Here is a 21133-nt window from a genome sequence, read left to right as displayed (position 1 = left end):
GAAGCGGCGGCCTTCTCTCTATTGCAGGCAGGACTGATCATGAGCGACGACGTCACCAAGGACTCCAACGGCAACATCCTGTCCGACGGCGACAGCGTGACCCTGATCAAGGATCTGAAGGTCAAGGGCTCGGGCGGGGTGACGCTGAAGCGCGGCACGATGGTCAAGAACATCCGCCTGACCGGCGATCCCGATGAAATCGAAGCCAACGTCGAAAAGGTGCGCGGCCTGGTCCTGCGCACGGAGTTCGTCAAGAAGGCTTGATTTAAGAGGCCTACCGCGCATTCGCGCTACTTGAGGCTCGTTGTTAAGCGGGCCTATCGCGCTTTGCGCTACTTGAGGCCCGAGAGCTCGTGACCCCGTCGTCCCGGAAGCCCGCAGGGCTATCCGGGACCGCCGGGAGCCCGGAGTTTCAACAGCTGGCGGCAGCGCCTCGGGCGGTCCCGGCTGACGGAAGGCAGGATCAGCCCACCCCCGCCAGAAACTCGAAGATGGCCGCCCGCGCCTCGGGTTCGTCCAGCATGGGGGCGTGGCCCACGCCGGGGATCTCGGCGTAGGCGAGGCTGGGCGCGGCCTTCTTCATCTTATCGACGATGGCGGGGCTGAGCAGGTCCGAGGTTCCGCCGCGCACCAGCAGGGTCGGCTTTTTGCGCGCCAGAGCCCGGAACGATGGCCACAGGTTGGGGACCAGGGCCTTGGACCCGGCCGCCTTGAACGGCGCTGCGATGTCGGGATCGTAGTCCAGCACCGGCGCGCCTTCGGTCCCCTCGCGGAAGACGCGGCGCGAGAAGGCGGCCCAATCCGCATCCGTATAATCGGGAAAGACCGCCTCATTGATGCGTCGGGCGTAGGCTGCAGCGTCGTCCCAGCTGTCGATCACGACCGGCTGGCCGGTATAGGCGGCGATGCGGGCCAGGCCCTCGGCGGCGACTTCGGGGCCGACGTCGTTCAGGATGGCGGCGGCGATGGCTTTGGGCTTCAGCGCCGTCAGCGCCATGGTGATCAGCCCGCCCATCGAGGTGCCGAGGAAGACCGCCTTCTCGATCCCCGTCTGCTCCATCAGGGCGACGACGTCCTTGGCGTAGACGTCCGGCGTGTAGGTCATGGGGTCGGGCGCCCGGTCCGACCGGCCGCGCCCACGCACGTCGACGGCCAGGACGCGGCGCCCGCTGTGCGCGATCAGCCCGGCGATGACGCCGAAATCGGCGCTGTTGCGCGTCAGGCCGTGGATGGCGATGACCGGCAGGCGGGCCGGACCCTCGGCCGGGGCGTAGTCGCGGGCGTAGAGGCTGAGGCCGTCCGGCGAAGTCCAGCGGCGCTCGACATAGCGGTCGGCCAACGGGGTGGTCATCGGCATGGGGCGTCTCCGAACAGTCAATCTACGGCGGACGACGTTAATTCATCGAATGCGGAATAGCGATCAGCCGGGCAGCAGATCGCGCACGAATTGATCCAGGTCGCCCTCGGTAAAGCGATGGCCCGCCACGCCCGCGCGCCGCGCCGCCTCCATGTCCGACGGCTGGTCGCCGATCATCAGCGAGCGGGACAGGTCCAGATCATGGTCGGCCGCAGCCCTCAGCAACATGCCCGGATTGGGTTTGCGGTCGGGGTGGTCCGGGTGGCGATAGCGCTCATCCGCCGCCTCGGAGTGAAAGGGACAGGCGTAGACGGCGTCGATGCGCCCGCCGCCCTCGGCGAGCCGCTGGATCAGCTGGCGGTTGAACTCATGCATGGCCTCTTCGCTGAACATGCCGCGCGCCACGCCCGACTGGTTGGTGACGATGACGGTGACATAGCCCGCGTCGTTCAGCCGCTTCACCGCCTCGGCGGCGCCGGGGATCAGCACCAGTTGGTCGGGCCGGTGCGGATAGCCGCTGTCGACGATCAGCACGCCGTCGCGATCCAGAAAGGCGCCTGGATGTTTCATGGGTCGGCTCATGATGGCTCCGTCAGCAGGGCCGAAAAGGCTGTCATCAGATGGTAGAAGGTCGAGGCGGGCACAGACGCATCGTGCGACCGGCCGTTGGCGTCGAAGGCGTCGAACCACAGGCCTGGAACCGGCGTCGCCAGGTGCGTATCGAACAGGCGGTCGACCAGACGGGCCGCTCGGTCGTGATCGCCGCGCAGATGCAGGGCCCGCAGCAGTTCGGTCTGGGCCCACAGGCGCACGCCGCCGTCGCGGACCCGTCCGATCCGATCGATCTCGCGCACGGCCAGGCCATCGGCGCGAACCCCGCAGGTCAGGGCGCTGGTGTAAAGCGCGCGCGCCGCTGCGCTGTGATCCGGCAGGCCGAGGCGCGCCGCCCGGTCCAGCAGCCAGACCCATTCCATGTGATGGCCGGGCTCGATGCACTGGCCTTCGGACCCGGGGCGGATGCTCCAGTCGCGCTCATAGAACTCGCCCAGCATCAGATGCTCGCGATCGAAGAAGCGGCGGTTGAACAGGTCCAGCACAGACCGCGCCGCTGTCTCGAATGCGGGATCGGGCGCCGTCGCCTGCCAGGCCAACAGGGCCTCCAGCATGTGCATGTGCGGGTTCTGGCGGCGCGGTAGGACGGGCGGCAGCGCCTCCTGCCAGCCGCCGTGTTCCCGGTCGGCCATCTGGGCCGTTATGGCGGTCAGGATCTCCAGCGCCAGAGGCCGCGCCCGCCCATCCTTCAGCACACGATGCGCCCCGGCCAGGGCGAACAGCACGAAGGCCAGGTCATACAGGTCCGGCGTGGCGTCGATGAGCGCGCCCGCATCGTCCGTGGCGCGCACCCACAGGCCGTCGTCGCGCCGGCCGCCGTCGATCAGGGCGTCCAGTCCGGCGCGGGCGATGGCCTCGCCCTCGCTCCAGCCCAGCGCCGACGCCTCGGTGAAGACATGGATCTGGCGCGCCTGAACCCGTGTGCGCCGCGGAACGCCGGTGACGGCCCGCCCGCTGAAATCCAGCTTCTCATAGAAGCGCCCGTCGGCGTCGACCCCGGCTCGCGCCCACAGCGGCAGGGCCTGGCCGAACAGCCAGTCGCGAACCTGTTCCTTGGCGGCGGGATCGAAGCGCATGATCCCGGCTTAGGCGGCGCCCATGTCTTTGCCAAGCGGCCCTTTCGTTGCATCGCGCAACGCGAAGTGACCCCGGAGGGTTTGTTCAGCACCCCGCCGCTTTGGTAGGACGCAGCCTGACACAGACGACCCGCCTTCGCGTCCGCGCCCCGGAAGACGATCCCCCGCCGCGCCGGCCCTATCGAGAGAGCGACATCGCAATGACCATCCCCTTCATCGACCTTCAGGCCCAGCGCCTTCGCCTCGGCGGCAAGATCGAGGCCGCCGTCCAGGAGGCCGTGGTCGGCGGCGCCTGGGTCATGGGCCCGCAGGTGCGCCAGTTCGAGGCCGACCTGGCCGCCTTTGGCAAGGCCAAGCACGCCCTGGGCTGCGCCAACGGCACCGACGCCCTGGCCCTGCCGCTGATGGCTTGGGGGATCGGGCGCGGCGATGCGGTCTTTGTCCCCAGCTTCACCTTCGCCGCCACCGCCGAGGTCGTGCCCTGGTTCGACGCCGAGCCGGTCTTCGTCGACGTGGACGAGAACACCTACAACATGGACCCGGCCGCGCTGGAGCGCGCCATCGAGGGCATCAAGGCCGAGGGCCGCCTGACGCCGCGCGTGGTCATCGCCGTCGACCTGTTCGGCCAGCCGGCCGACTATCCGGCCATCAAGGCGATCTGCGACAAATATGATCTGAAGTTGATCTCGGACTCGGCCCAGGGATTCGGCTGCACGATCGACGGCGCGCACCCGCTGAAATGGGCCGACGTGACCACCACCAGCTTCTTCCCGGCCAAGCCGCTGGGCTGCTACGGCGACGGCGGGGCGGTGCTGACGAATGACGACGACCTGGCCCAGCTGATGGATTCCATCCGCGTCCACGGCAAGGCGGTCGGCGTCGACCTGAAGGACCGGACCTTCGACCACGACCCCAAATATCTGAACATGCGCATCGGCCTGAACAGCCGCCTGGACACCATCCAGGCCGCCGTCCTGATCGAGAAGCTGAAGGTCTTCGGCCAGGAGATCGAGTGGCGCAACGCCGCCGCCGCCCGCTACAACGAGGGCCTGCGCGCCCACGTCGCCAAGGTTCCGGACGTCCCGGCGGGCAATGTCTCCAACTGGGCGCAGTACACGATCGAGCACCCGGACCGCGACGCCCTGGCCGCGCACCTGAAGGATCAGGGCGTGCCGACGGCGGTCTATTATCCGATCCCGCTGCACCTGCAGCCCGCCTATGAGCATTTCCCGTGCGGCGCCGGGGGCCTGCCCGTCACCGAGCGGCTGAAGGATGTGGTGATCAGCCTGCCGATGCACTCGGACCTCGACGCACAGACGCAGGACCGCATCATCGCCGCCGTCGCCAGCTTCAAGGCCTGATCCGCATGACCATCCACCAGACCCCCCTCAAGATCGGCGTCGCCGGCGCCGGCGTCATGGGCCGCAACCACGCCCGCGTGCTGGCCGAACTGCGCGACGTCGAGCTGACGACGGTTTTCGATCCCGACGCCGTGACGGCCGAGGGCGTAGCCGCCGCCTATGGGGCGACCGCCGTGACGACCGCCGAGGCCTTCGTCGCCGCCGGTCTGGACGCCGCCGTCATCGCCACGCCGAACCGCTATCACGCCGAACTGGGCGTGGCCCTGCTGAACGCGGGCGTCCATGTGCTGGTCGAAAAGCCGATCGCGGCCACGGTCGCCGACGCCCAGGCCATGATCGATGCGGCCAAGGCCAATGACCGCGTGCTGATGGTCGGCCACGTCGAGCGCTTCAACCCGGCGGTCGAGACGGTCAAGCGCGCCATCGACGGCGACGAGATCATCTCCATCCAGATCACCCGCGTCGGCCCCTTCCCGCCGCGCATGGGCGAGGTCGGGGTGGTCATCGACCTGGCGGTGCACGATATCGACATCATCCGCCACCTGACGGGCTCGGAGATGACCGAGGTCCAGTCCCTGCTGGGCCACGCCCACGCCTCGCGCGAGGACTCGGCCCTGCTGCAGTTCCGCATGGACAACGGGGTGATCGCCCACATCACCACCAACTGGGTCACGCCCTACAAGACCCGCGTGCTGCAGGTGGCGACCAAGAACCGCTTCATCGTCGCCGATCTGATCACCCGCCAGGTGACCGAGTATTTCGGCCAGCAGCCGGACGGCTCCTACTCGACGCGGATGCTGAATTCTTGGCCCGCCGAACCGCTCAAGAAAGAGCACGAGGCCTTCATCGAGGCCATCCGCAGCGGCGAGACGGCGGCGGTTTCGGGCGAGGACGGCCTGCGCAACCTGGAGGTGGCGCTGAGGTGTCTGGGGGAATAAGGCGCACATACATTTCCGCTCACCCCGGCGGACGCCGGGGCCCAGTGAGAGCTGCAAGTATGGCGGCTGAGGCCAAAGGACTGGATCCCGGCGTCCGCCGGGATGAGCGGGGAGAGTTTAGGCCTTCACCACCTGCATGGTCAGCCATTCGGCGATCAGGGCGGGCTTGTCGCCGCCTTCGATCTCGATGGTCAGTTCGTGCTTTAGCAGCCAACGCGTCATGCCGTCCTGGGCGCCCTTGTCTTCCGCTGACAGCAGTTTGAAGCGGCCGCGCACGCGCGATCCCGACGGCGCCGGGGCGAGGAAGCGCAGGCGGTCGAAGCCGTAATTGACGGACATTACCAGATCATCCAGCGGGGCGACGGCCTCCATGCTCATCGCCGAGGCGAGGCTGAGGGTCAAAAAGCCATGCGCGATGGTCCCGCCAAAGGGGGTCGCCTTGGCGCGTTCGGGATCGACGTGGATGAACTGCTCGTCCTCGGTCAGGCTAGCGAAGGCGTCGATGCGCGCCTGATCCAGTTCGAACCAGCGGCTGACGCGGACGTCCTGATCGATCATGGATTGAAGTTCGCTGGCCTTGGTCATGGATGACGCTCCCCTTACAGACGGGCGTCAGCTTAGCCGCCATCTCCCCGCCCGCGCCAGCGAGGTCTATCCCGCGAACCGCCCCTCGATGACGGCGCTGAACAGGCCCGGGTCGACGTTGCCGCCGGACAGAACGACGCCGGTGGTCAGGCCCTCGCCCGCGACCTTGCCCGACAGAAGGGCGGCCAGGGACACGGCGCCGCCCGGTTCGATGACCAGCTTCAGCCAGCGGAAGGCGAAGCGCATGGCCTCGGCGACCTCGGCGTCGGTGACGGTCGCCGCGCCCGCCAGGCGTTGGTTGATGGGGAAGGTCAGTTCGCCCGGCATGGGCGCCATCAGGGCGTCGCAGATCGACGGCGCGCCCTCGGGATGGCCGACGCGCATCCCGGCCGCCAGCGAGCGGCGAGTGTCGTCGAAGGCCTCCGGCTCGACCACGATGACGCGGGTGTCCGGGCTCTGTTCGGCCATGACCAGATTGATGCCGGCGATCAGCCCGCCGCCCGAGGCGCCGCACAGCAACTGGTCCATCGGCGCGCCCGCTTGCTCCAGCATCTCCAGCCCGACCGTGCCCTGACCCTCGATGACGAAGGGATCGTCGAAGGGCGGGACGAGGACGCAGCCGCGCTCGGCTGCGATCTCGGCGCCGATGGCTTCGCGGCTCTCGGTCCAGCGGTCGTAGAAGCGCACCTCGCCGCCGAAGGCGCGCACCCCCTCGACCTTCACCGCCGGACTGTCCGACGGCATGACGATCAGGGCGCGGGTCCCGACGGCCTTGGCGGCGGCCGCGACCCCCTGCGCGTGGTTGCCCGAAGAATAGGCCACGACGCCACGCGTCTTCTCTTCGTTGGTCAGTCGGCTGATGCGGTTGTAGGCCCCGCGGAACTTGAAGGCGCCCGCGACCTGCAGCGTCTCCGCCTTCAGCAGCACCCGCCCGCCGACGGCCTCGTTCAGGGCCGGATGCTCAATCAGCGGCGTGCGAACGGCGGCGGGGGCGATCTGGCGGGCGGCGTCGACGACGCCTTCGATGCTGGGCGTATGCATGGTTCCCTCTTACGCGCGGACGCGGGCTCTGCATAAGTGCCATCATGCATGCGAACATGATCCTCGCCATCGACCAAGGCACGACCTCGACGCGGGCGATCGCGTTTGAAGTGTCACAGCCTCAAGTAGGGCAAGGCCCGATAGGCGCAAAAGCAGATGCGCCTCAAGTAGGGCAAGGCCCGATAGGCGCAAAGGCAGATGCGCCTCAAGCAGGGCGAAGCCCGATAGGCGCAAAGAAAGACGGCGCGCTCAGCGCCGTCGCCGTCAGCCAGATCGAGCTGGCGCAGCATTTTCCGCACTCGGGCTGGGTCGAGCATGACGCGGCCGAGATCTGGCGCGCGACGCTGCAGACCTGTCGCGAGGTGGTCAGGAAGGCGGGCGGCGTCGGCCGTTTCGCCGCCATCGGCATCACCAACCAGCGCGAAACCTCGGTGATCTGGGACGCGGCGACCGGCGAGCCTTTGCACCGCGCCATCGTCTGGCAGGACCGGCGAACGGCCGAGGCGACGGGCAAGCTGGCGGCGGCAGGGCATGAGGCGATGGTCCAGGCGGCGACGGGCCTGATCCTCGATCCCTATTTCTCGGCCTCGAAATACGCCTGGCTGCTGGACGCCGTGCCCGGCGCGCGCGAGCGGGCGGCGCGGGGCGAGGTGAAGCTGGGCACCATCGACGCCTGGCTGATCTGGAAGCTGACGGGCGGGCGCAGCCACGTCACCGACGCCACCAACGCCAGCCGCACCAGTTTGATGGACCTGACGACGCGCGCCTGGCGCCCGGACCTGTGCGCCCTGTTCGGCGTGCCGATCGAGGCCCTGCCTGAGATCAGGGACTGCGACGCCCTGTTGGGCCAGACGGACCCAGCCCTGTTCGGCCGCGCCCTGCCGATCCACGGCGCGGCGGGAGACCAGCAGGCGGCCCTGGTCGGCCACGGGGCGCTGAAGCCGGGCGACGCTAAGATCACCTATGGCACCGGCGCCTTCCTGGTCGCCAATGTCGGCGCGGCGCCGGTGGCCTCGACCTCGCGGCTGCTCGGCACGCTAGGCTACGCGGCGGGCGGCGAGGCGGCCTATGCGCTGGAGGGGTCCATCTTCTCGGCCGGGTCGGCGATCCAATGGCTGCGCGACGGGCTGAAGGTGCTGTCGGATTCGCGCCAGTCCGAGGCCGTGGCCCAGTCGCTGACGGACAACGGCGGGGTCTATCTGGTCCCCGGCTTTACTGGATTGGGCGCGCCGTGGTGGGAGCCGGAGGCGCGCGGCACCATCGTCGGCCTGACGCGCGACAGCGGCCCGGCGCATATGGTCCGCGCAGCGCTGGAGAGCCTGGCCTACCAGACCCGCGACCTGCTGGACGCCTTGAAGAAGGACGGCGCGCCGCCGCTGAAACGGCTCAAGGTCGATGGCGGGGTCACCGCCAACGCCTTCGCCATGCAGTTCGTCGCCGATATCTGCGAGGTCGAGGTCGAGCGCCCCGCCTTTCAGGAAATGACGGCCATGGGGGCGGCGCGGCTGGCGGCCTATGGGGTGGGCCTGACGTCCGCGCTGTGGACCGCGCCTGCTGAGTCGCCCGCCGTCTGGACGCCGCGCATGGAGCCAGCGGAAAGAGCGCGTCTGCTGACAGGATGGCGCGCCGCCGTGCGGGCGGCCGTCGCGGCGGCGCGACCCGAGTAGGCGGGCGGCGGTCGCCATTTGGAACAGTTATTATTGCAGATCGATTTGTGAAACGGGTGCGGAAGGCCTACCTATCGGTCTGGAGCATGAACACTGATGTCTGACAGCCAACGTTTTCCCGTCGCCGCCCACGCCCTGGCCTATCTGGCCCACAAGGGCGCCTATGCGGCGACCGAGGCCGAGCCGAGCGCCGTCCTGGCCGCTTCGGTGCCGACCAATCCGGTGGTCATCCGCCGGGTGACCGCCCTGCTGGCCAAGGCGGGGCTGATCGCGACGCGTCCGGGCGCCTCGGGCGGGTCGTGGCTGCTGCGGCGGCCTGAGACCATCTGTCTGGACGAGGTGCTGCGGGCGGTGAACGGTTGCGCCCATCTGGGCTCTCCGCCTGCAGGGGCCAAGGGCTGCCCGATCGGCGAACATATTCCGCGTCAGGTGGCCAAGGCTCTGACGGCGGCGGATCAGGCGGCGGGCGCGGCCCTGTCGAAGATCACCATCGCCGACCTGCTGGAAGAAGATCCCGAGGTGCTACGCGCCTTCGCCCCGCATCCGTCCTGTCCCAACGCCGACGCAGCCTGACGGGCCGTCCGTGGGGGAGGGGCGTCGCACCGTTCTGATCACCGGCGCCTCGGCGGGCATAGGGGCGGCGCTGGCCCGCGTCTGCGCCGGGCGCGGATACGACCTGATCCTGACCGCCCGTCGCGAAGGGCCGCTGCAGAGCCTGGCCGAGGAACTGGGCGCTGCGTACGGCGTCGCGATCGCCGTCCTTCCGGCTGATCTGGCTGACCCTGACGCGCCCGGCCGTCTGGTCGAGACGATCGCGGCGCGGGGCCTGGCCGTCGACGGCCTGATCAATAACGCAGGTTTCAGCCGCACCACCGGCTTTCTGAGCACCGACCCGGCCGACCACGCCGCCATGATCCGCGTCATGCTGAGCGCGCCGGTCGAACTGTCGCGTCTGCTGCTGCCGGGCATGGCCGCGCGCGGATGGGGCCGGGTGCTGAACGTCGCCTCCCTGGCCGGGCAGATGCCCGCGACCGGCGGCGACACCCTTTACGGCCCGATCAAGAGCTTCCTGATCAAGGCGTCGCAGGGGCTGTGGCTGGAGACGCAGGGGACGGGCGTGCACGTCACCGCTCTGTGCCCCGGCTACACCTATACCGAGTTCCACGACGTCAACGGCTCGCGCGAGCAGGTCTCGGCCGCCTATCCGAAATGGATGTGGATGGACGCCGATCGCGTCGCGCGCATCGGCTGGGACGCGGTCGAGGCGAACCGCCCGCGCGTGACGCCGGGCCTGATGAACAATGTGCTGGCGGCCCTGGGCGGAATGCTGCCCGACACGATGGCGCTGAAGATGGTCGGCGGCCACGCCAGGCGGCTGGACCGGCTTTAGCGACTACTGGCCGCCCGCCGGATAGGGGGCGGTGACGCCGGCGCTGAACATGCCCGGCAGAGCCTCGCCCAGACCCATCAGAATGAACTGGATCGCCAGGGCGCACAGGATCAGGCCCAGCACCCGCACCACAATGGCCATCCCCACGTCGCCGAGGATGCGGCTGATCGGCCCCGTGGCCGAGAAGCACAGGAAGGTGACCACGCAGGCGGCGATCATGGCGACCAGGGAGGAGACGGTGCCGACCAGGCCCAGCTTGGCCGCCTCGCCGGCGTTGATGATCACCGCCGAGATGGCGCCGGGCCCGATCATCAGCGGAATGGCGAAGGGCACGATCAGCCGCTTGAAGCGGCGCTTGGCGTAGCCGCGCACGTCCTTGGCGTCGGTCGCGGCGTCGGCGTCGGCGAAGATGGCGAGGAAGTCCTCGCGCGCCATGTCTAGCCCGAGCAACAGCAGCAGGATGCCGCCTGCGATGCGGAAGGCGGCGAGAGAAATGCCGAAGAACTGCAGCAGGCCCAGGCCGGTGAAGAAGAAGAAGCCGAGGAAGACCACGGCGAACAGGCAGATCATGGCCGAGACGCTGATCCGCTGACGCAGGGAGGCACCCGCCGTGGCCGCCGCGAAGATCGGCACATTGCCGATGGGGTCCAGCAGGGCGAACAGCGCCACGAACAGGTTGACCCCCAGATCGACCGCGTTCATTGCTCCATCCCGCCCTTAAAACCCGCCGCGCGACCGCGACTCCTTGCCCCACCTATCGGGGCATCCGCGCGCGCCTGCAAGCCGCCGAGAGCTGGAAATGTCCGCAGACCGACCCAATCGTCCTTTCGATCCGCGCGTGATCTGCGCCCTGGACGTGCCGACGACCGATGAGGCGCGGGCTTTGGTTGAGCGGATCGGCGATGCGGTGGGCTTTTACAAGGTGGGTCTTCAGCTGTTCGCCTCGGACGGCATGGCGCTGGCGCGCGAGTTGAAGGCGTCCGGCGCCCAGGTGTTCCTCGACTGGAAGCTGCACGACATCGGCGCGACTGTGGAGAAGGCGACGGCGGCGCTGGCCAATGCGGGCTGCGACCTGCTGACGGTCCACGCCCGGCCGCAGGTGATGGCGGCGGCGGCGCGCGGCGCGGCGGGCTCGGAGCTGAAGATCCTGGGCGTCACCGTGCTGACCAGCCTGACCGACGACGATCTGAAGGCGGACGATCACAGTCTGTCGGCCGCCGAACTGGTGGAGCTGCGTGTGCGTCAGGCGCTCGAGGCGGGCGTCCACGGCGTCGTCTCCAGCCCGCACGAGGCGGGGCGGGCGCGGCGGATTGGGGCTGAAGCAGGCCGGGAGGACTTCCTGATCGTCACGCCGGGCGTGCGGCCTGCCGGGGCGGCGATGGACGATCAGGCGCGCGCGGCGACCCCGGCCAGCGCGCTAGAGGCCGGGGCGACCCATCTGGTCATCGGTCGCCCGATCACGGCCGTCGCCGATCCGCGCGCGGCGGCTCAGGCGATTACGCAGGAGATTGCGCTGGTCTGATGGTTAGAGGACTGATCCCGAAGGGGATCGTGCTTCACGTGAAACAGAAAGGGCGGCGTCCGCAGACGCCGCCCTTTTTCGTGATCAGCCGCGCTCGCCGCGTTCCTGGCGGTAGGGCCGCTCGGTCGGCGACGGCGCAGACGGCGGGGCCGGCGGCACGGCGTAGTAGCCCTGATCGAAGTTCACGACCGGCGGGGCCGTCTCGACGCGCGGCGGTTCGACATAGACGTCGGGCCGGGCCACTTCGACCTGGGCCGGGGCGACGCGCACGTCAGCGGCGGCGACATGGACCGGCGGCGGGGCGACGCGCACGTCAGCGGCGGCGACATGGACCGGCGGCGGGGCGACGTGGACGCGGGCCGGTTCGACGTAGACCGGGGCCGGCTGCACATAGATCGGCGGCGACTCCACATAGACGGGCGGCTGCGAAACATAGACGGGCGGCTGGCTGACGTAGATCGGCTCGGAGCGGTAGGGCTGCGGGGCGGCGTAGGCGCCCTGGTGATGGCCCTGGTGGTAATAGCCCTGCTGTTGATGGCCGCCGCTGTAGTGGCCGCCGTAGCCGCCATAGCCATAGCGCGCCCACGGATAGCGGCCGTAGCCGTCGACCGGATAGCCGAAGGGCATGGAGCGGGTGACGCCGGAATAGCCATAGCCGCCCTGCTGGATCGGCGGCTGCGACGGGGCGACCACGACGGGCGGCCGCACCCCGGCGCCGCCGTAGCCGTACCCATAGCCGTAGCTCTCGACGGGGCCGTAGCCGCCCTGCCAGCCGGTGTCGCTGTACCAGGTCTGGGCGCGGCTCTGGACCACAGGACTGCGGGCGTAGCCGGCGGCGGCGTTATAGCGGGCGCCGGCCTGATGGGCCTCGGCGGCGCCGGCGATCAGCATCGCCGCGCCGGCGGCGGCGTAGAATAGAGCCTTCATGGCTGCGCTCCTTGTTTCGGCCGCAAAGGTTAATGCGGATCTCGTCGGAGCGTTCATTATTCTCCCGTCAAGGGAACCAGCGCGGGTTGGGGCAGCCGCAGACTGGGCGACAGCGCGGTCGCCGACTCAAGCAGCGAGCCGCGGTGCGGCGAGCGGCAGCGCCCTAAAAGTCCACCGCGAGGCCCTTCTTCTCCCAATCGCCGAAGCGGGTCGGCTCGGGCCCTTTGCGGCCGCCGACTTCGTTGGGCAAGGCGGCGTCGTCTTCTGCGGCGCGGCGTTCGGCCGCTTCCAGCAGGGCGCGGCGCGCGGCATCGCTTAGCGGGCGTTCCGGCGTGGCGTGGGGCACGTCGGCGTTGAAGACGTCCTCGGCAGAGGTTTCGGTCGGGGGGGTGGGCTGTTCGGTCACAGGTCGCCTGCCTTGAGAGCGGGGATACTGGGGCTCAAATAGACGTTCCGGCCGAACACGCCACCCCTGAAGCCCGTTAGCTCGCTCGAACGCTCGCATGAACCACCTGAAGACATTCGCCCTGCTGGCCGTGATGACCGCCCTGTTCATGGGGATCGGCTATCTGATCGGCGGCGCCACGGGCATGGCGATCGCCCTGGCCGTCGCGGCGGGGATGAACCTGTTCAGCTACTGGAACGCCGACAAGATCGTCCTGAAGATGTACCGCGCCCAGCCGGTGGACGAGACCCACCCCAACGCCGTGGTGCGCGCCTATGTCGCCGATGTGAAGCAGATGGCGCAGGACGCCGGCCTGCCCCTGCCCAACATCACCATCATTCCGAACGATCAGCCCAACGCCTTCGCCACGGGACGCAATCCTCAGAACGCGGCGGTGGCGGCGACGACGGGCCTGCTGGACATGCTGACGCGCGAGGAGATTCGCGGGGTGATGGCGCACGAGTTGGCCCATGTGAAGAACCGCGACACCCTGACCATGACGGTCACGGCGACGGTGGCGGGGGCCATCGCCATGCTGGCCAACTTCGCCATGTTCTTCGGCGGCGGGGACGACCGCGAGCGCCCCGGCGGGATGATCGGGACCATCGCCCTGATGTTGCTGGCGCCGATGGCGGCGGGTCTGGTGCAGATGGCCATCAGCCGCGCGCGCGAATACGAGGCCGACCGCGTCGGCGCCGAGATTGCCAACGACCCCCAGGCCCTGGCCTCGGCCCTGCAGAAGATCGAGGCCTATGCGCGCGGCGCAGTGAACGCCCCGGCCGAGCGTAATCCGGCCACGGCCCATATGTTCATCATCAACCCGCTGAACGGCAAGGGGGCGGACAATCTGTTCTCGACCCACCCGGCCACCGGCAACCGCGTCCGCGCCCTGATGGAGCTGGGGGCGAAGATGGGCATGAGGACGCGCCCGGCGGCGGCCTTCGTGGCGCCTTCGCCCTCCGCCGCGCCGATCCGCGGGACCAGCGTGCCCACGACCGATGACGGTCGTGCATCGCCGCCGCGCGGCCCGTGGGGCTGAACCTTCCGCACCGAGGGGGCTTTGCGTGCGCGGGCATTAGCCGCTAGAGCGCGCGCCATGACCGACGAGACCGATCCCAAGCCGTCCGACGCGGACCGTCCCGAATGGGCCAAGGCGCATGGCCCGCTGCGCTCCTTCGGGCGCATCAAGTCGCGGCCGATCAAGGCGAAGCAGGCGGCCCTGTTCGACACCCTGATGCCGCGCATCGCCGTGCCGGACCCGGCCAAGGGGCTGATCGACCCCCTGGCCCTGATGCCAGGCGCGAAGGCGGCGTGGCTGGAGATCGGCTTCGGCGGCGGCGAGCACCTGGCGGCCCAGGCGGCGCGTCATCCCGAGGCGGTGATGATCGGCTGCGAGCCCTTCCTGAACGGCGTCGCCTCGGCCCTGAGGCATGTCGAGGAAGGCGGGCTTCAGAATGTCCGCCTGCACGCCGACGACGCCCGCGCGGTGATGACGGCCCTGCCGGACGCCTCGCTGGACCGGGTGATGATCCTCTTCCCCGACCCCTGGCACAAGGCGCGCCACAACAAGCGCCGCTTTCTGCAGGACGAGACGGCGGTGGAGATCGCCCGCCTGCTGAAGCCCGGCGGCAAGGTGCGCTTCGTCACCGACTGGCTGGACTACGCCGACTGGGCGCTGGAGCGGCTGGCGCGCACGCCGGGCCTGACGCGCCTCGAGACGGGCGCCGACTGGTTCGCCGCGCCCGAAGACCACGTCGTGACCCGCTATGAGGAAAAGAAGCTCGGCGACACCGATCCGATTTTCCTGGAGTTCGTGAAGCAGGCCTGACGACGGGTCTTAGCGGCAATGCCACGGCGGGGGCTGACACGGCCCCCGCTTTGGCCTATATGACCGCTCACATCGTTAGACCGACGTCCAACGGCGTCGTTTCAAGCGGCGGCCCGGATGGACCGTCGCTTTTGTTTTCTGGAGTAGCCGTTTGCGGGCCAAGACCGCCGAAGACCGTGCTCTGCTTGAGCTGATCGACCCCGTGGCCGAGAGCCTGGGGCTGGCGGTCGTGCGCGTGCGCCTGATGGGCGGGACGCTGCGTCGTCGTCTGCAGATCATGGCCGAGCGCCAGGCGGACCATGACATCTCGGTCGAGGAGTGCGCCCGCCTGTCGCGCGCCGTGTCCGAGGTGCTGGACGCCGCCGATCCGATCGCGGGCGAATACCTGCTGGAAGTCTCTTCGCCCGGCATCGACCGGCCGCTGACCCGCCTGATCGATTTCAGCCTGTTCGAGGGCTATGAGGCCCGCCTCGAGACCGACCGCATGGTCGAGGGCCGCAAGCGCTTCAAAGGCATTGTCGCCGGGACCGAGGGCGAGAACGTCGCCATCGACCTGGACGGCGAGGACGAGACCGCCCTGATCCCCTTCGCCTGGCTGGCTGACGCCAAGCTGGTGCTGACCGATGAACTGCTGAAGCGCGGCGCCGCCTTGCGCGCGGCGCGCGGCGAACCCGAAGACGACGGCCTGCCCCAAGATACGTCTGAGGGCGCGCCCGACGCTGAAAACTCCGACTCCACTCAAGACTCCACCAAGGACGACGCCTGATGGCCGTGACCGGAATCTCCGCCAACCGCCTGGAACTGCTCTCCATCGCCGACGCCGTCGCGCGCGAGAAGAGCATCGACCGGGAAATCGTCATCGACGCGATCGAGGAGGCGATCCAGAAGGGCGCCAAGTCGCGTTACGGCGCGCACCACGACATCCGCGCCAAGATCGACCACAAGACCGGCGAGCTGACCCTGACGCGTCACGTCACCATCGTCGCCGACGACTGGCAGCCCGAAGACGAGCTGGAAGAGTTCAACGACAGCGCCATGGTGCGCCTGCGCGACGCCGTGAAGCGCGACGCCGAAGCCGAGGTCGGCAAGGAATACGTCGAGGTCCTGCCGCCGTTCGAGTTCGGCCGCGTCCAGACGCAGATGGCCCGCCAGGTCGTGACCGGAAAGGTCCGCGAGGCCGAGCGCGCCAACCAGTACGAAGAGTTCAAGGACCGCGTCGGCGAGATCGTCAACGGCACGGTCAAGCGGGTCGAATACGGCAACACCATCGTCGACCTGGGTCGTGGCGAAGGCATCATGCGCCGCGACCAGTCGATCCCGCGCGAAGTGTTCAACATCGGCGACCGCGTGCGCACCTACATCTATGACGTGCGCCCGGAGGCCAAGGGCCCGCAGGTCATGCTGTCGCGCGCCCACCCCGGCTTCATGGCCAAGCTGTTCGCTCAGGAAGTGCCGGAAGTCTATGACGGTGTGATCGAGATCCGCGCCGCCGCTCGCGACGCCGGTTCGCGCGCCAAGATGGCCGTGCTGTCGAACGACAGCTCGATCGATCCGGTCGGCGCCTGCGTCGGCATGCGCGGCTCGCGCGTGCAGGCGGTCGTGGCCGAACTGCAGGGCGAGAAGATCGACATCATTCCGTGGGTCGACGACGAGCCGACCTTCATCGTCAACGCCCTGGCCCCGGCCGAAGTGGCCAAGGTGGTGCTGGACGAAGAGGCCGACCGCGTCGAGGTTGTGGTGCCGGACGAGCAGCTGTCGCTGGCCATCGGCCGTCGCGGCCAGAACGTGCGCCTGGCCTCGCAGCTGACCGGCTGGCAGATCGACATCATCACCGAGTCTCAAGACAGCGAGCGTCGCCAGCGCGAGTTCGCCGAGCGGACCACCCTGTTCCAGGAAGCCCTGGACGTGGACGAGACGATCGCCCAGCTGCTGGTCACCGAAGGCTTCGCCACGGTCGAGGACCTGGCCTTTGTCGAGCCTTACGAAATTGCGGAGATCGAAGGCTTCGACGAGGACACCGCCGAAGAACTGCAGACCCGCGCCCGCGAGCACCTGGATCGTCTGGCGGCCGAGCTGGACGCCAAGCGCGTGGCTCTGGGCGTCGAAGACGGCGTGCTTGAGGTTCCGGGCGTGACCGCCGCCATCGCCGTCGCCCTGGGCGAAGGCGGCGTGAAGACGGTCGAGGATCTGGCCGATCTGGCCACCGACGAAATCCGCGGCGGCTACGAAGTGCGCGGCGGCGAGCGGGTCAAGGTCGCCGGCGTGCTGGAAAGCTTCAACCTGAGCCAGGAAGACGCCGAAATGCTGATCCTGCAGGCGCGCGTGGCCGCCGGCTGGATCGACGCTTCGGAACTGCCCCAGCCTGAGTACGTCGAGGAAGAGACGTTCGAGGGCGAGTTCGATGGCGACCTCGACGGCGAGGGCGAAGACGCCCCGGCCGCCGACGCGAGCGACGACGGCGAGGCGCAAGCCGCCGCCGTCGACCTCGACGACCAGTCCCGCGACATGTGATGGGAGCCGCAGCTGTCCATGAGGTCGTCCGAGACGTTGATCGATAGGGATCGTCAGGACCTGGCGTCGCGCCAGGCCCTCGATGAATCTCGCCTGATCCGTTTCGTGGCCGACCCGGACGGCGCGGTGGTCCCCGATCTGGCGCGCAAGCTGCCGGGCCGGGGCCTGTGGGTCGCCGCCGACCGCGCCTCGCTGGAGGCGGCGATCAAGAAGAACCTGTTCGCGCGCGCCGCCAAGGCCCCGCTGAAACCCGCCGCCGACCTGCCCGATCTGGTCGAAAAGCTCTTGGTTCGGCGCTGTCTGGACCAACTGGGCCTTGCCCGGCGCGAAGGCGTGCTTATCTCTGGCTTCGAGAAATGCGCTGCGGCGATCCGCAGCGGCCGCGCCGCATGGCTGATCGAAGCCGCCGACGGCTCGGCCGACGGGCGCGGCAAGCTTCTGGCCCTCTCCAGACACGCCTCGCCCGCCCCCGAAATCTGCGGGGCTTTCAGCGCGGACGATTTGAGTTTGGCCCTTGGGCTGGAAAATGCGATACACGCCGTCCTGCTGCAAGGCGGGCGGGCTGATCGCTGGACCCTGGAGGTTCAGCGGCTGGCGGGATTTCGACCTCTCTGTCCCCAGAGCTGGAACCGGGCGGGGCCCGAACACGGCGCAGAGGACGACCGGGGCGACGCCCCGGATGGAGAGCCTTAGGGTTTGAGCGGCGGCGGGCCTGTTTCCGAAACAACGGAGGCGGGGCCGCATTCTGCTATGGGTGATTGAGACAGGCGAAGGCGGAATTCTCCGCCCTGAGTAAAGCGACCGGATGAGCGACGAAAACAACAATTCCAACGACGGCAAGACTCCTGCCAACGCGCCTTCGCAGACGGGGCCGCGCGCTCCGCTGAGCCTGAAGCCGCGCGCGACGGGTTCGGTCTCGACCGGCACTGTGAAGCAGAGCTTCAGCCACGGCCGTTCCAAGACCGTCGTCGTCGAGACCAAGCGCCGGGCGGGCGCACAGGGCGGGCATCAGCGTCCGCAGGGCTTCGAGGTCGCGCGTCCGCGTTCCGAAGGCGGCGCGCCGCGTTCAGCGGCCCCGCGTCAGCCGATGGGCGGAGGTCTGTCGGCCGAGGAGCAGGAAGCGCGTCGCCGCGCCATCGCTCTGGCCACCCAGCAGGCGGCTGAAAAGCAACGCCAGGCTGTAGCCGCCAAGGCCGCCGCCGAGGCCGCTGAGCGCGAGCAGGCCGCCGCCGCTGAAGCCGCCGCCTCCAAGGCCGCCGCCGAAGCCGCCGCCGCCAAGGCCGCCGCCGAAGCCGCGCGCGTCGAGGCCGCCAAGCTGGGCGCCGCCGCGCCCGCGTCGGACAAGGCCGCTGCGCCCAAGGTCGAAACGCCCAAGGCTGTGGCTCCCAAGGTTGAGACCCCCAAGGTCGAGGCCCCCAAGGTCGAGGCCAAGCCCGAACCGGTGAAGCCGGCCGCGGCCGCGGCTCCCAAGCGCCCCGCCGTCAACTTCGGCCAGCGCGCGCCCAAGATTCCGCAAGGCCGCGCGCCGCTTGAACGTCCCGCCTTCGGCGGCCGCTCGGCCCGCGAACAAGCCATGGGCGGCGAGCGTCCGCAGGCCAGCGAACCGGCGCCGCGTGAAGCCGGCCGCGAGGGCGGCGAGCGTCCCGCCCGTCCGGCCCAGACGGTCCGCTATTCTGCTCTGAACCCGCGTCCGGCCCCCGGCGCCCGCACCGGCGCCGCCGGCGCGGCCCGCCCTGGCGGTCGTCCGGCTCCGAACCAGCCCCCGGCCCAGCCCGAGGTGGCTCGTCCCAGCCGCGCCGGCGGCGGCTTCGCTCGTCCGGCTGGACGGGAAGACGACCGCGAGAAGCGTTTCGGCGACAATGCGCCGGGCAAGGCCGTCAGCCGCACGCGCGGCGAGCCCAAGCGCCGCGAAGGCCGCCTGACCATCCACTCGGTGGCGGGAGGCGACGAGGACGCCGTCGAGCGGATGCGCTCGCTGGCCTCGGTGCGTCGTGCTCGCGAACGCGAGAAGGAAAAGCGTCGCGGCGGTTCGACCGAAACGCCCAACCGTCCGCGTGAAGTGGTCATTCCCGACACCATCACCGTTGGCGAACTGGCCAACCGGATGGCCGTGCGCGGCGTCGACATCATCAAATTCCTGATGCGTCAGGGCCTGATGATGAAGATCAACGACGTGATCGATTCCGACACCGCCGAACTGGTGGCCGAGGAATACGGCATGGCCGTCAAGCGCGTGTCGGAATCCGACATCGAAGAAGGCTTCATCGCCGAGGCCGACGAGGCCGACACGGGCGACGTGCGCGCCCCGGTCGTGGCCATCATGGGCCACGTCGACCACGGCAAGACCAGCCTGCTGGACGCCCTGCGCACCACCGACGTGGCGGCGGGCGAAGCCGGCGGGATCACCCAGCACATCGGCGCCTATCAGGTGCGGCTGGGCGACGGTCAGCGCATCACCTTCCTGGACACGCCCGGCCACGCGGCCTTCTCGGCGATGCGGGCGCGCGGCGCCAACGTCACCGACATCGTCGTCCTGGTCGTCGCGGCCGACGACGGCGTCATGCCGCAGACGGTCGAGGCCATCCAGCACGCCAAGGCGGCCGGGGCCCCGATCATCGTGGCCGTCAACAAGATCGACAAGCCGGACGCCAATCCGCAGAAGGTCGTCAACGAACTGCTGCAGTATGAAGTCATCTCGGAGAGCCTGGGCGGCGACACCCAGATCATCGAGCTGTCGGCCAAGGAGAAGCTCAATCTCAACGGCCTGACCGACGCCATCCTGTTGCAGGCCGAGGTCATGGACCTGCGCGCCAACGCCGAGCGTTCGGCTGAAGGCGTGGTCATCGAGGCCAAGCTGGACAAGGGTCGCGGCCCGGTCGCGACCGTCCTGGTCAAGCGCGGCACCCTGCGTCGCGGCGACATCGTGGTGGCCGGTTCGGCCTGGGGCAAGGCGCGCGCCTTGCTGAACGAGCGCAACGAGCAACTGCCGGAAGCCGGTCCTTCGGTCCCGGTCGAGATTCTCGGCCTGGACGAGGCCCCGTCGCCGGGCGACGTCTTCGCTGTGGTGGAATCCGAGGCCCGCGCTCGCGAACTGACCGAATACCGTCAGCGCGTGAAGCGCGAGAAGACGCAGGTCTCGGGCGGTTCGCTGTCGCTGGTCGACATGATGTCCAAGCTGCAGTCCAAAAAGGTCTCGGAACTGCCGGTCCTCATCAAGGCCGACGTTCAGGGCACCGCCGAAGCCATCGTCGGCTCGCTGGACAAGATGGGCAACGACGAGGTCCGCGCCCGCACCGTCTATTCGGGCGCCGGCGGCATCACCGAGAGCGACGTCAACCTGGCCAAGTCGGCCGGGGCGCCGATCCTGGGCTTCAACGTCCGGGCCTCGAAGCAGGCGCGCGATCTGGCCGAACGTGAAGGCGTCGAGATCCGCTATTACTCGATCATCTACGACCTGCTGGACGACATTAAGGGCGTGCTCTCGGGCATGCTGGCGCCGCTCCAGCGCGAAACCTTCCTGGGCAACGCCAAGGTTCTGCAGGCCTTCGACATCACCAAGGTCGGCCGGGTCGCGGGCTGCCGCGTCACCGAAGGCGTGGTCCGCAAGGGCGCGCGCGTGCGCATCATCCGCGACGACGTGGTGGTTCTGGAGCTGGGCGTGCTCAACACGCTCAAACGCTTCAAGGACGAGGTCAACGAGGTGCCTTCGGGCCAGGAGTGCGGCATGCAGTTCCAGGGCTTCCAGGACATCAAGGAAGGCGACTACATCGAGTGCTTCACCGTCGAAGAGATCAAGCGCACCCTGGACTAGGACGCCTAGATCTGGACGTTTGAGCCTCACGGCCTGAAACATGAAGGGCGCGGTTTCGAAAG

The 21133-nt window shown here is 69.1% G+C and carries 21 protein-coding genes; 13 read left to right on the top strand and 8 right to left on the bottom strand.

Annotated features, from left to right (window positions below):
- Positions 1–39 precede the first annotated feature (39 nt).
- A complete protein-coding gene (locus ACLBV5_RS08210; RefSeq protein WP_025976383.1) occupies positions 40–264 on the top strand; it encodes an alkylphosphonate utilization protein in 225 nt (74 codons plus the stop codon).
- A gap of 199 nt (positions 265–463) precedes the next feature.
- Here the strand turns inward: ACLBV5_RS08210 and ACLBV5_RS08205 are convergent, their stop codons facing one another.
- The 3 genes from ACLBV5_RS08205 to ACLBV5_RS08195 all read right to left on the bottom strand — a co-directional run bounded on the left by ACLBV5_RS08205 (position 464) and on the right by ACLBV5_RS08195 (position 3045).
- Complete coding sequence (locus ACLBV5_RS08205; RefSeq protein ID WP_447605367.1) at positions 464–1357, bottom strand: alpha/beta fold hydrolase; 894 nt, start codon at positions 1355–1357, stop codon at positions 464–466.
- A gap of 63 nt (positions 1358–1420) precedes the next feature.
- Positions 1421–1927, bottom strand: coding sequence for a D-glycero-alpha-D-manno-heptose-1,7-bisphosphate 7-phosphatase (locus ACLBV5_RS08200; protein ID WP_447605366.1), 507 nt, complete (start codon positions 1925–1927; stop codon positions 1421–1423).
- An 8-nt stretch (positions 1928–1935) separates the two neighbouring features.
- Positions 1936–3045 carry an AGE family epimerase/isomerase gene (locus ACLBV5_RS08195; protein WP_447605365.1) on the bottom strand — a complete coding sequence of 370 codons (1110 nt, stop codon included), beginning with the start codon at positions 3043–3045 and terminating at the stop codon, positions 1936–1938.
- Between the two features lie 200 nt (positions 3046–3245).
- On the opposite strand from ACLBV5_RS08195, the gene ACLBV5_RS08190 reads away from it, so the two are divergent.
- Both ACLBV5_RS08190 and ACLBV5_RS08185 read left to right on the top strand, forming a co-directional pair.
- Positions 3246–4406, top strand: a complete 1161-nt coding sequence (locus ACLBV5_RS08190; protein WP_447605364.1) for a DegT/DnrJ/EryC1/StrS family aminotransferase — start codon at positions 3246–3248, stop codon at positions 4404–4406.
- A 5-nt stretch (positions 4407–4411) separates the two neighbouring features.
- Positions 4412–5344, top strand: coding sequence for a Gfo/Idh/MocA family oxidoreductase (locus ACLBV5_RS08185; protein ID WP_447605363.1), 933 nt, complete (start codon positions 4412–4414; stop codon positions 5342–5344).
- A gap of 117 nt (positions 5345–5461) precedes the next feature.
- On the opposite strand, the gene ACLBV5_RS08180 is transcribed toward ACLBV5_RS08185, so the two are convergent.
- The gene (locus tag ACLBV5_RS08180; protein ID WP_447605362.1) at positions 5462–5929 is read right to left on the bottom strand and encodes a MaoC family dehydratase; all 468 of its coding nucleotides are present in this window, start codon (positions 5927–5929) and stop codon (positions 5462–5464) included.
- Positions 5930–5995: 66 nt separating this feature from the next.
- Positions 5996–6970 carry a threonine ammonia-lyase gene (locus ACLBV5_RS08175; protein ID WP_447605361.1) on the bottom strand — a complete coding sequence of 325 codons (975 nt, stop codon included), beginning with the start codon at positions 6968–6970 and terminating at the stop codon, positions 5996–5998.
- Positions 6971–7014: 44 nt separating this feature from the next.
- Between ACLBV5_RS08175 and glpK the strand changes: the two genes are divergently transcribed.
- The 3 genes from glpK to ACLBV5_RS08160 all read left to right on the top strand — a co-directional run bounded on the left by glpK (position 7015) and on the right by ACLBV5_RS08160 (position 10027).
- Positions 7015–8637, top strand: coding sequence for a glycerol kinase GlpK (gene glpK / locus ACLBV5_RS08170; RefSeq protein ID WP_447605360.1), 1623 nt, complete (start codon positions 7015–7017; stop codon positions 8635–8637).
- A gap of 96 nt (positions 8638–8733) precedes the next feature.
- Positions 8734–9210 carry an Rrf2 family transcriptional regulator gene (locus ACLBV5_RS08165; RefSeq protein ID WP_024354298.1) on the top strand — a complete coding sequence of 159 codons (477 nt, stop codon included), beginning with the start codon at positions 8734–8736 and terminating at the stop codon, positions 9208–9210.
- A 10-nt stretch (positions 9211–9220) separates the two neighbouring features.
- Positions 9221–10027 carry an SDR family NAD(P)-dependent oxidoreductase gene (locus ACLBV5_RS08160; RefSeq protein WP_447605359.1) on the top strand — a complete coding sequence of 269 codons (807 nt, stop codon included), beginning with the start codon at positions 9221–9223 and terminating at the stop codon, positions 10025–10027.
- A gap of 3 nt (positions 10028–10030) precedes the next feature.
- On the opposite strand, the gene ACLBV5_RS08155 is transcribed toward ACLBV5_RS08160, so the two are convergent.
- Complete coding sequence (locus ACLBV5_RS08155) at positions 10031–10729, bottom strand: MarC family protein (protein WP_025976373.1); 699 nt, start codon at positions 10727–10729, stop codon at positions 10031–10033.
- A 97-nt stretch (positions 10730–10826) separates the two neighbouring features.
- On the opposite strand from ACLBV5_RS08155, the gene pyrF reads away from it, so the two are divergent.
- A complete protein-coding gene (gene pyrF / locus ACLBV5_RS08150) occupies positions 10827–11549 on the top strand; it encodes an orotidine-5'-phosphate decarboxylase (protein WP_447605358.1) in 723 nt (240 codons plus the stop codon).
- 84 nt (positions 11550–11633) lie between these two features.
- Here the strand turns inward: pyrF and ACLBV5_RS08145 are convergent, their stop codons facing one another.
- Positions 11634–12476: a hypothetical protein gene (locus ACLBV5_RS08145; RefSeq protein WP_447605357.1), complete on the bottom strand. Its 843-nt coding sequence runs from the start codon at positions 12474–12476 to the stop codon at positions 11634–11636.
- Positions 12477–12639: 163 nt separating this feature from the next.
- A complete protein-coding gene (locus ACLBV5_RS08140; RefSeq protein WP_447605356.1) occupies positions 12640–12882 on the bottom strand; it encodes a DUF1674 domain-containing protein in 243 nt (80 codons plus the stop codon).
- Between the two features lie 97 nt (positions 12883–12979).
- On the opposite strand from ACLBV5_RS08140, the gene htpX reads away from it, so the two are divergent.
- The 6 genes from htpX (at position 12980) to infB (ending at position 21071) form a co-directional block, all read left to right on the top strand.
- On the top strand, positions 12980–13960 hold the full coding sequence (gene htpX / locus ACLBV5_RS08135; RefSeq protein WP_134581908.1) for a zinc metalloprotease HtpX: 981 nt from the start codon (positions 12980–12982) through the stop codon (positions 13958–13960).
- Positions 13961–14017: 57 nt separating this feature from the next.
- Positions 14018–14749 carry a tRNA (guanosine(46)-N7)-methyltransferase TrmB gene (gene trmB, locus ACLBV5_RS08130; protein ID WP_134581907.1) on the top strand — a complete coding sequence of 244 codons (732 nt, stop codon included), beginning with the start codon at positions 14018–14020 and terminating at the stop codon, positions 14747–14749.
- A 151-nt stretch (positions 14750–14900) separates the two neighbouring features.
- Positions 14901–15515 (top strand): ribosome maturation factor RimP, encoded by a 615-nt coding sequence (rimP, locus tag ACLBV5_RS08125; protein WP_025976366.1) that lies wholly within the window; start codon positions 14901–14903, stop codon positions 15513–15515.
- Complete coding sequence (gene nusA / locus ACLBV5_RS08120; protein WP_278070079.1) at positions 15515–17260, top strand: transcription termination factor NusA; 1746 nt, start codon at positions 15515–15517, stop codon at positions 17258–17260. The genes rimP and nusA overlap by 1 nt, the downstream gene beginning before the upstream one ends.
- A gap of 18 nt (positions 17261–17278) precedes the next feature.
- On the top strand, positions 17279–17953 hold the full coding sequence (locus tag ACLBV5_RS08115) for an RNA-binding protein (RefSeq protein WP_278070078.1): 675 nt from the start codon (positions 17279–17281) through the stop codon (positions 17951–17953).
- Between the two features lie 112 nt (positions 17954–18065).
- Positions 18066–21071, top strand: coding sequence for a translation initiation factor IF-2 (gene infB / locus ACLBV5_RS08110; protein ID WP_447605355.1), 3006 nt, complete (start codon positions 18066–18068; stop codon positions 21069–21071).
- Positions 21072–21133: the final 62 nt, after the last annotated feature.

The organism is Brevundimonas sp. M1A4_2e, assembly GCF_053345555.1.
Note: the sequence above shows the minus strand (reverse complement) of the source record. Positions and strands in the feature narration are given on the sequence as shown.

What these genes read in the sequence shown, in the direction of transcription:
- ACLBV5_RS08180 (WP_447605362.1), bottom strand. Translation starts at nt 5,929, where the DNA reads ATGACCAAGGCCAGCGAACTTCAATCCATGATCGATCAGGACGTCCGC.
- ACLBV5_RS08200 (WP_447605366.1), bottom strand. Translation starts at nt 1,927, where the DNA reads ATGAAACATCCAGGCGCCTTTCTGGATCGCGACGGCGTGCTGATCGTC.
- ACLBV5_RS08190 (WP_447605364.1), top strand. Translation starts at nt 3,246, where the DNA reads ATGACCATCCCCTTCATCGACCTTCAGGCCCAGCGCCTTCGCCTCGGC.
- ACLBV5_RS08145 (WP_447605357.1), bottom strand. Translation starts at nt 12,476, where the DNA reads ATGAAGGCTCTATTCTACGCCGCCGCCGGCGCGGCGATGCTGATCGCC.
- ACLBV5_RS08115 (WP_278070078.1), top strand. Translation starts at nt 17,279, where the DNA reads ATGAGGTCGTCCGAGACGTTGATCGATAGGGATCGTCAGGACCTGGCG.
- ACLBV5_RS08165 (WP_024354298.1), top strand. Translation starts at nt 8,734, where the DNA reads ATGTCTGACAGCCAACGTTTTCCCGTCGCCGCCCACGCCCTGGCCTAT.
- trmB (WP_134581907.1), top strand. Translation starts at nt 14,018, where the DNA reads ATGACCGACGAGACCGATCCCAAGCCGTCCGACGCGGACCGTCCCGAA.
- ACLBV5_RS08210 (WP_025976383.1), top strand. Translation starts at nt 40, where the DNA reads ATGAGCGACGACGTCACCAAGGACTCCAACGGCAACATCCTGTCCGAC.
- ACLBV5_RS08185 (WP_447605363.1), top strand. Translation starts at nt 4,412, where the DNA reads ATGACCATCCACCAGACCCCCCTCAAGATCGGCGTCGCCGGCGCCGGC.
- nusA (WP_278070079.1), top strand. Translation starts at nt 15,515, where the DNA reads ATGGCCGTGACCGGAATCTCCGCCAACCGCCTGGAACTGCTCTCCATC.
- infB (WP_447605355.1), top strand. Translation starts at nt 18,066, where the DNA reads ATGAGCGACGAAAACAACAATTCCAACGACGGCAAGACTCCTGCCAAC.
- glpK (WP_447605360.1), top strand. Translation starts at nt 7,015, where the DNA reads ATGCATGCGAACATGATCCTCGCCATCGACCAAGGCACGACCTCGACG.
- ACLBV5_RS08155 (WP_025976373.1), bottom strand. Translation starts at nt 10,729, where the DNA reads ATGAACGCGGTCGATCTGGGGGTCAACCTGTTCGTGGCGCTGTTCGCC.
- htpX (WP_134581908.1), top strand. Translation starts at nt 12,980, where the DNA reads ATGAACCACCTGAAGACATTCGCCCTGCTGGCCGTGATGACCGCCCTG.
- ACLBV5_RS08205 (WP_447605367.1), bottom strand. Translation starts at nt 1,357, where the DNA reads ATGCCGATGACCACCCCGTTGGCCGACCGCTATGTCGAGCGCCGCTGG.
- pyrF (WP_447605358.1), top strand. Translation starts at nt 10,827, where the DNA reads ATGTCCGCAGACCGACCCAATCGTCCTTTCGATCCGCGCGTGATCTGC.
- ACLBV5_RS08195 (WP_447605365.1), bottom strand. Translation starts at nt 3,045, where the DNA reads ATGCGCTTCGATCCCGCCGCCAAGGAACAGGTTCGCGACTGGCTGTTC.
- ACLBV5_RS08175 (WP_447605361.1), bottom strand. Translation starts at nt 6,970, where the DNA reads ATGCATACGCCCAGCATCGAAGGCGTCGTCGACGCCGCCCGCCAGATC.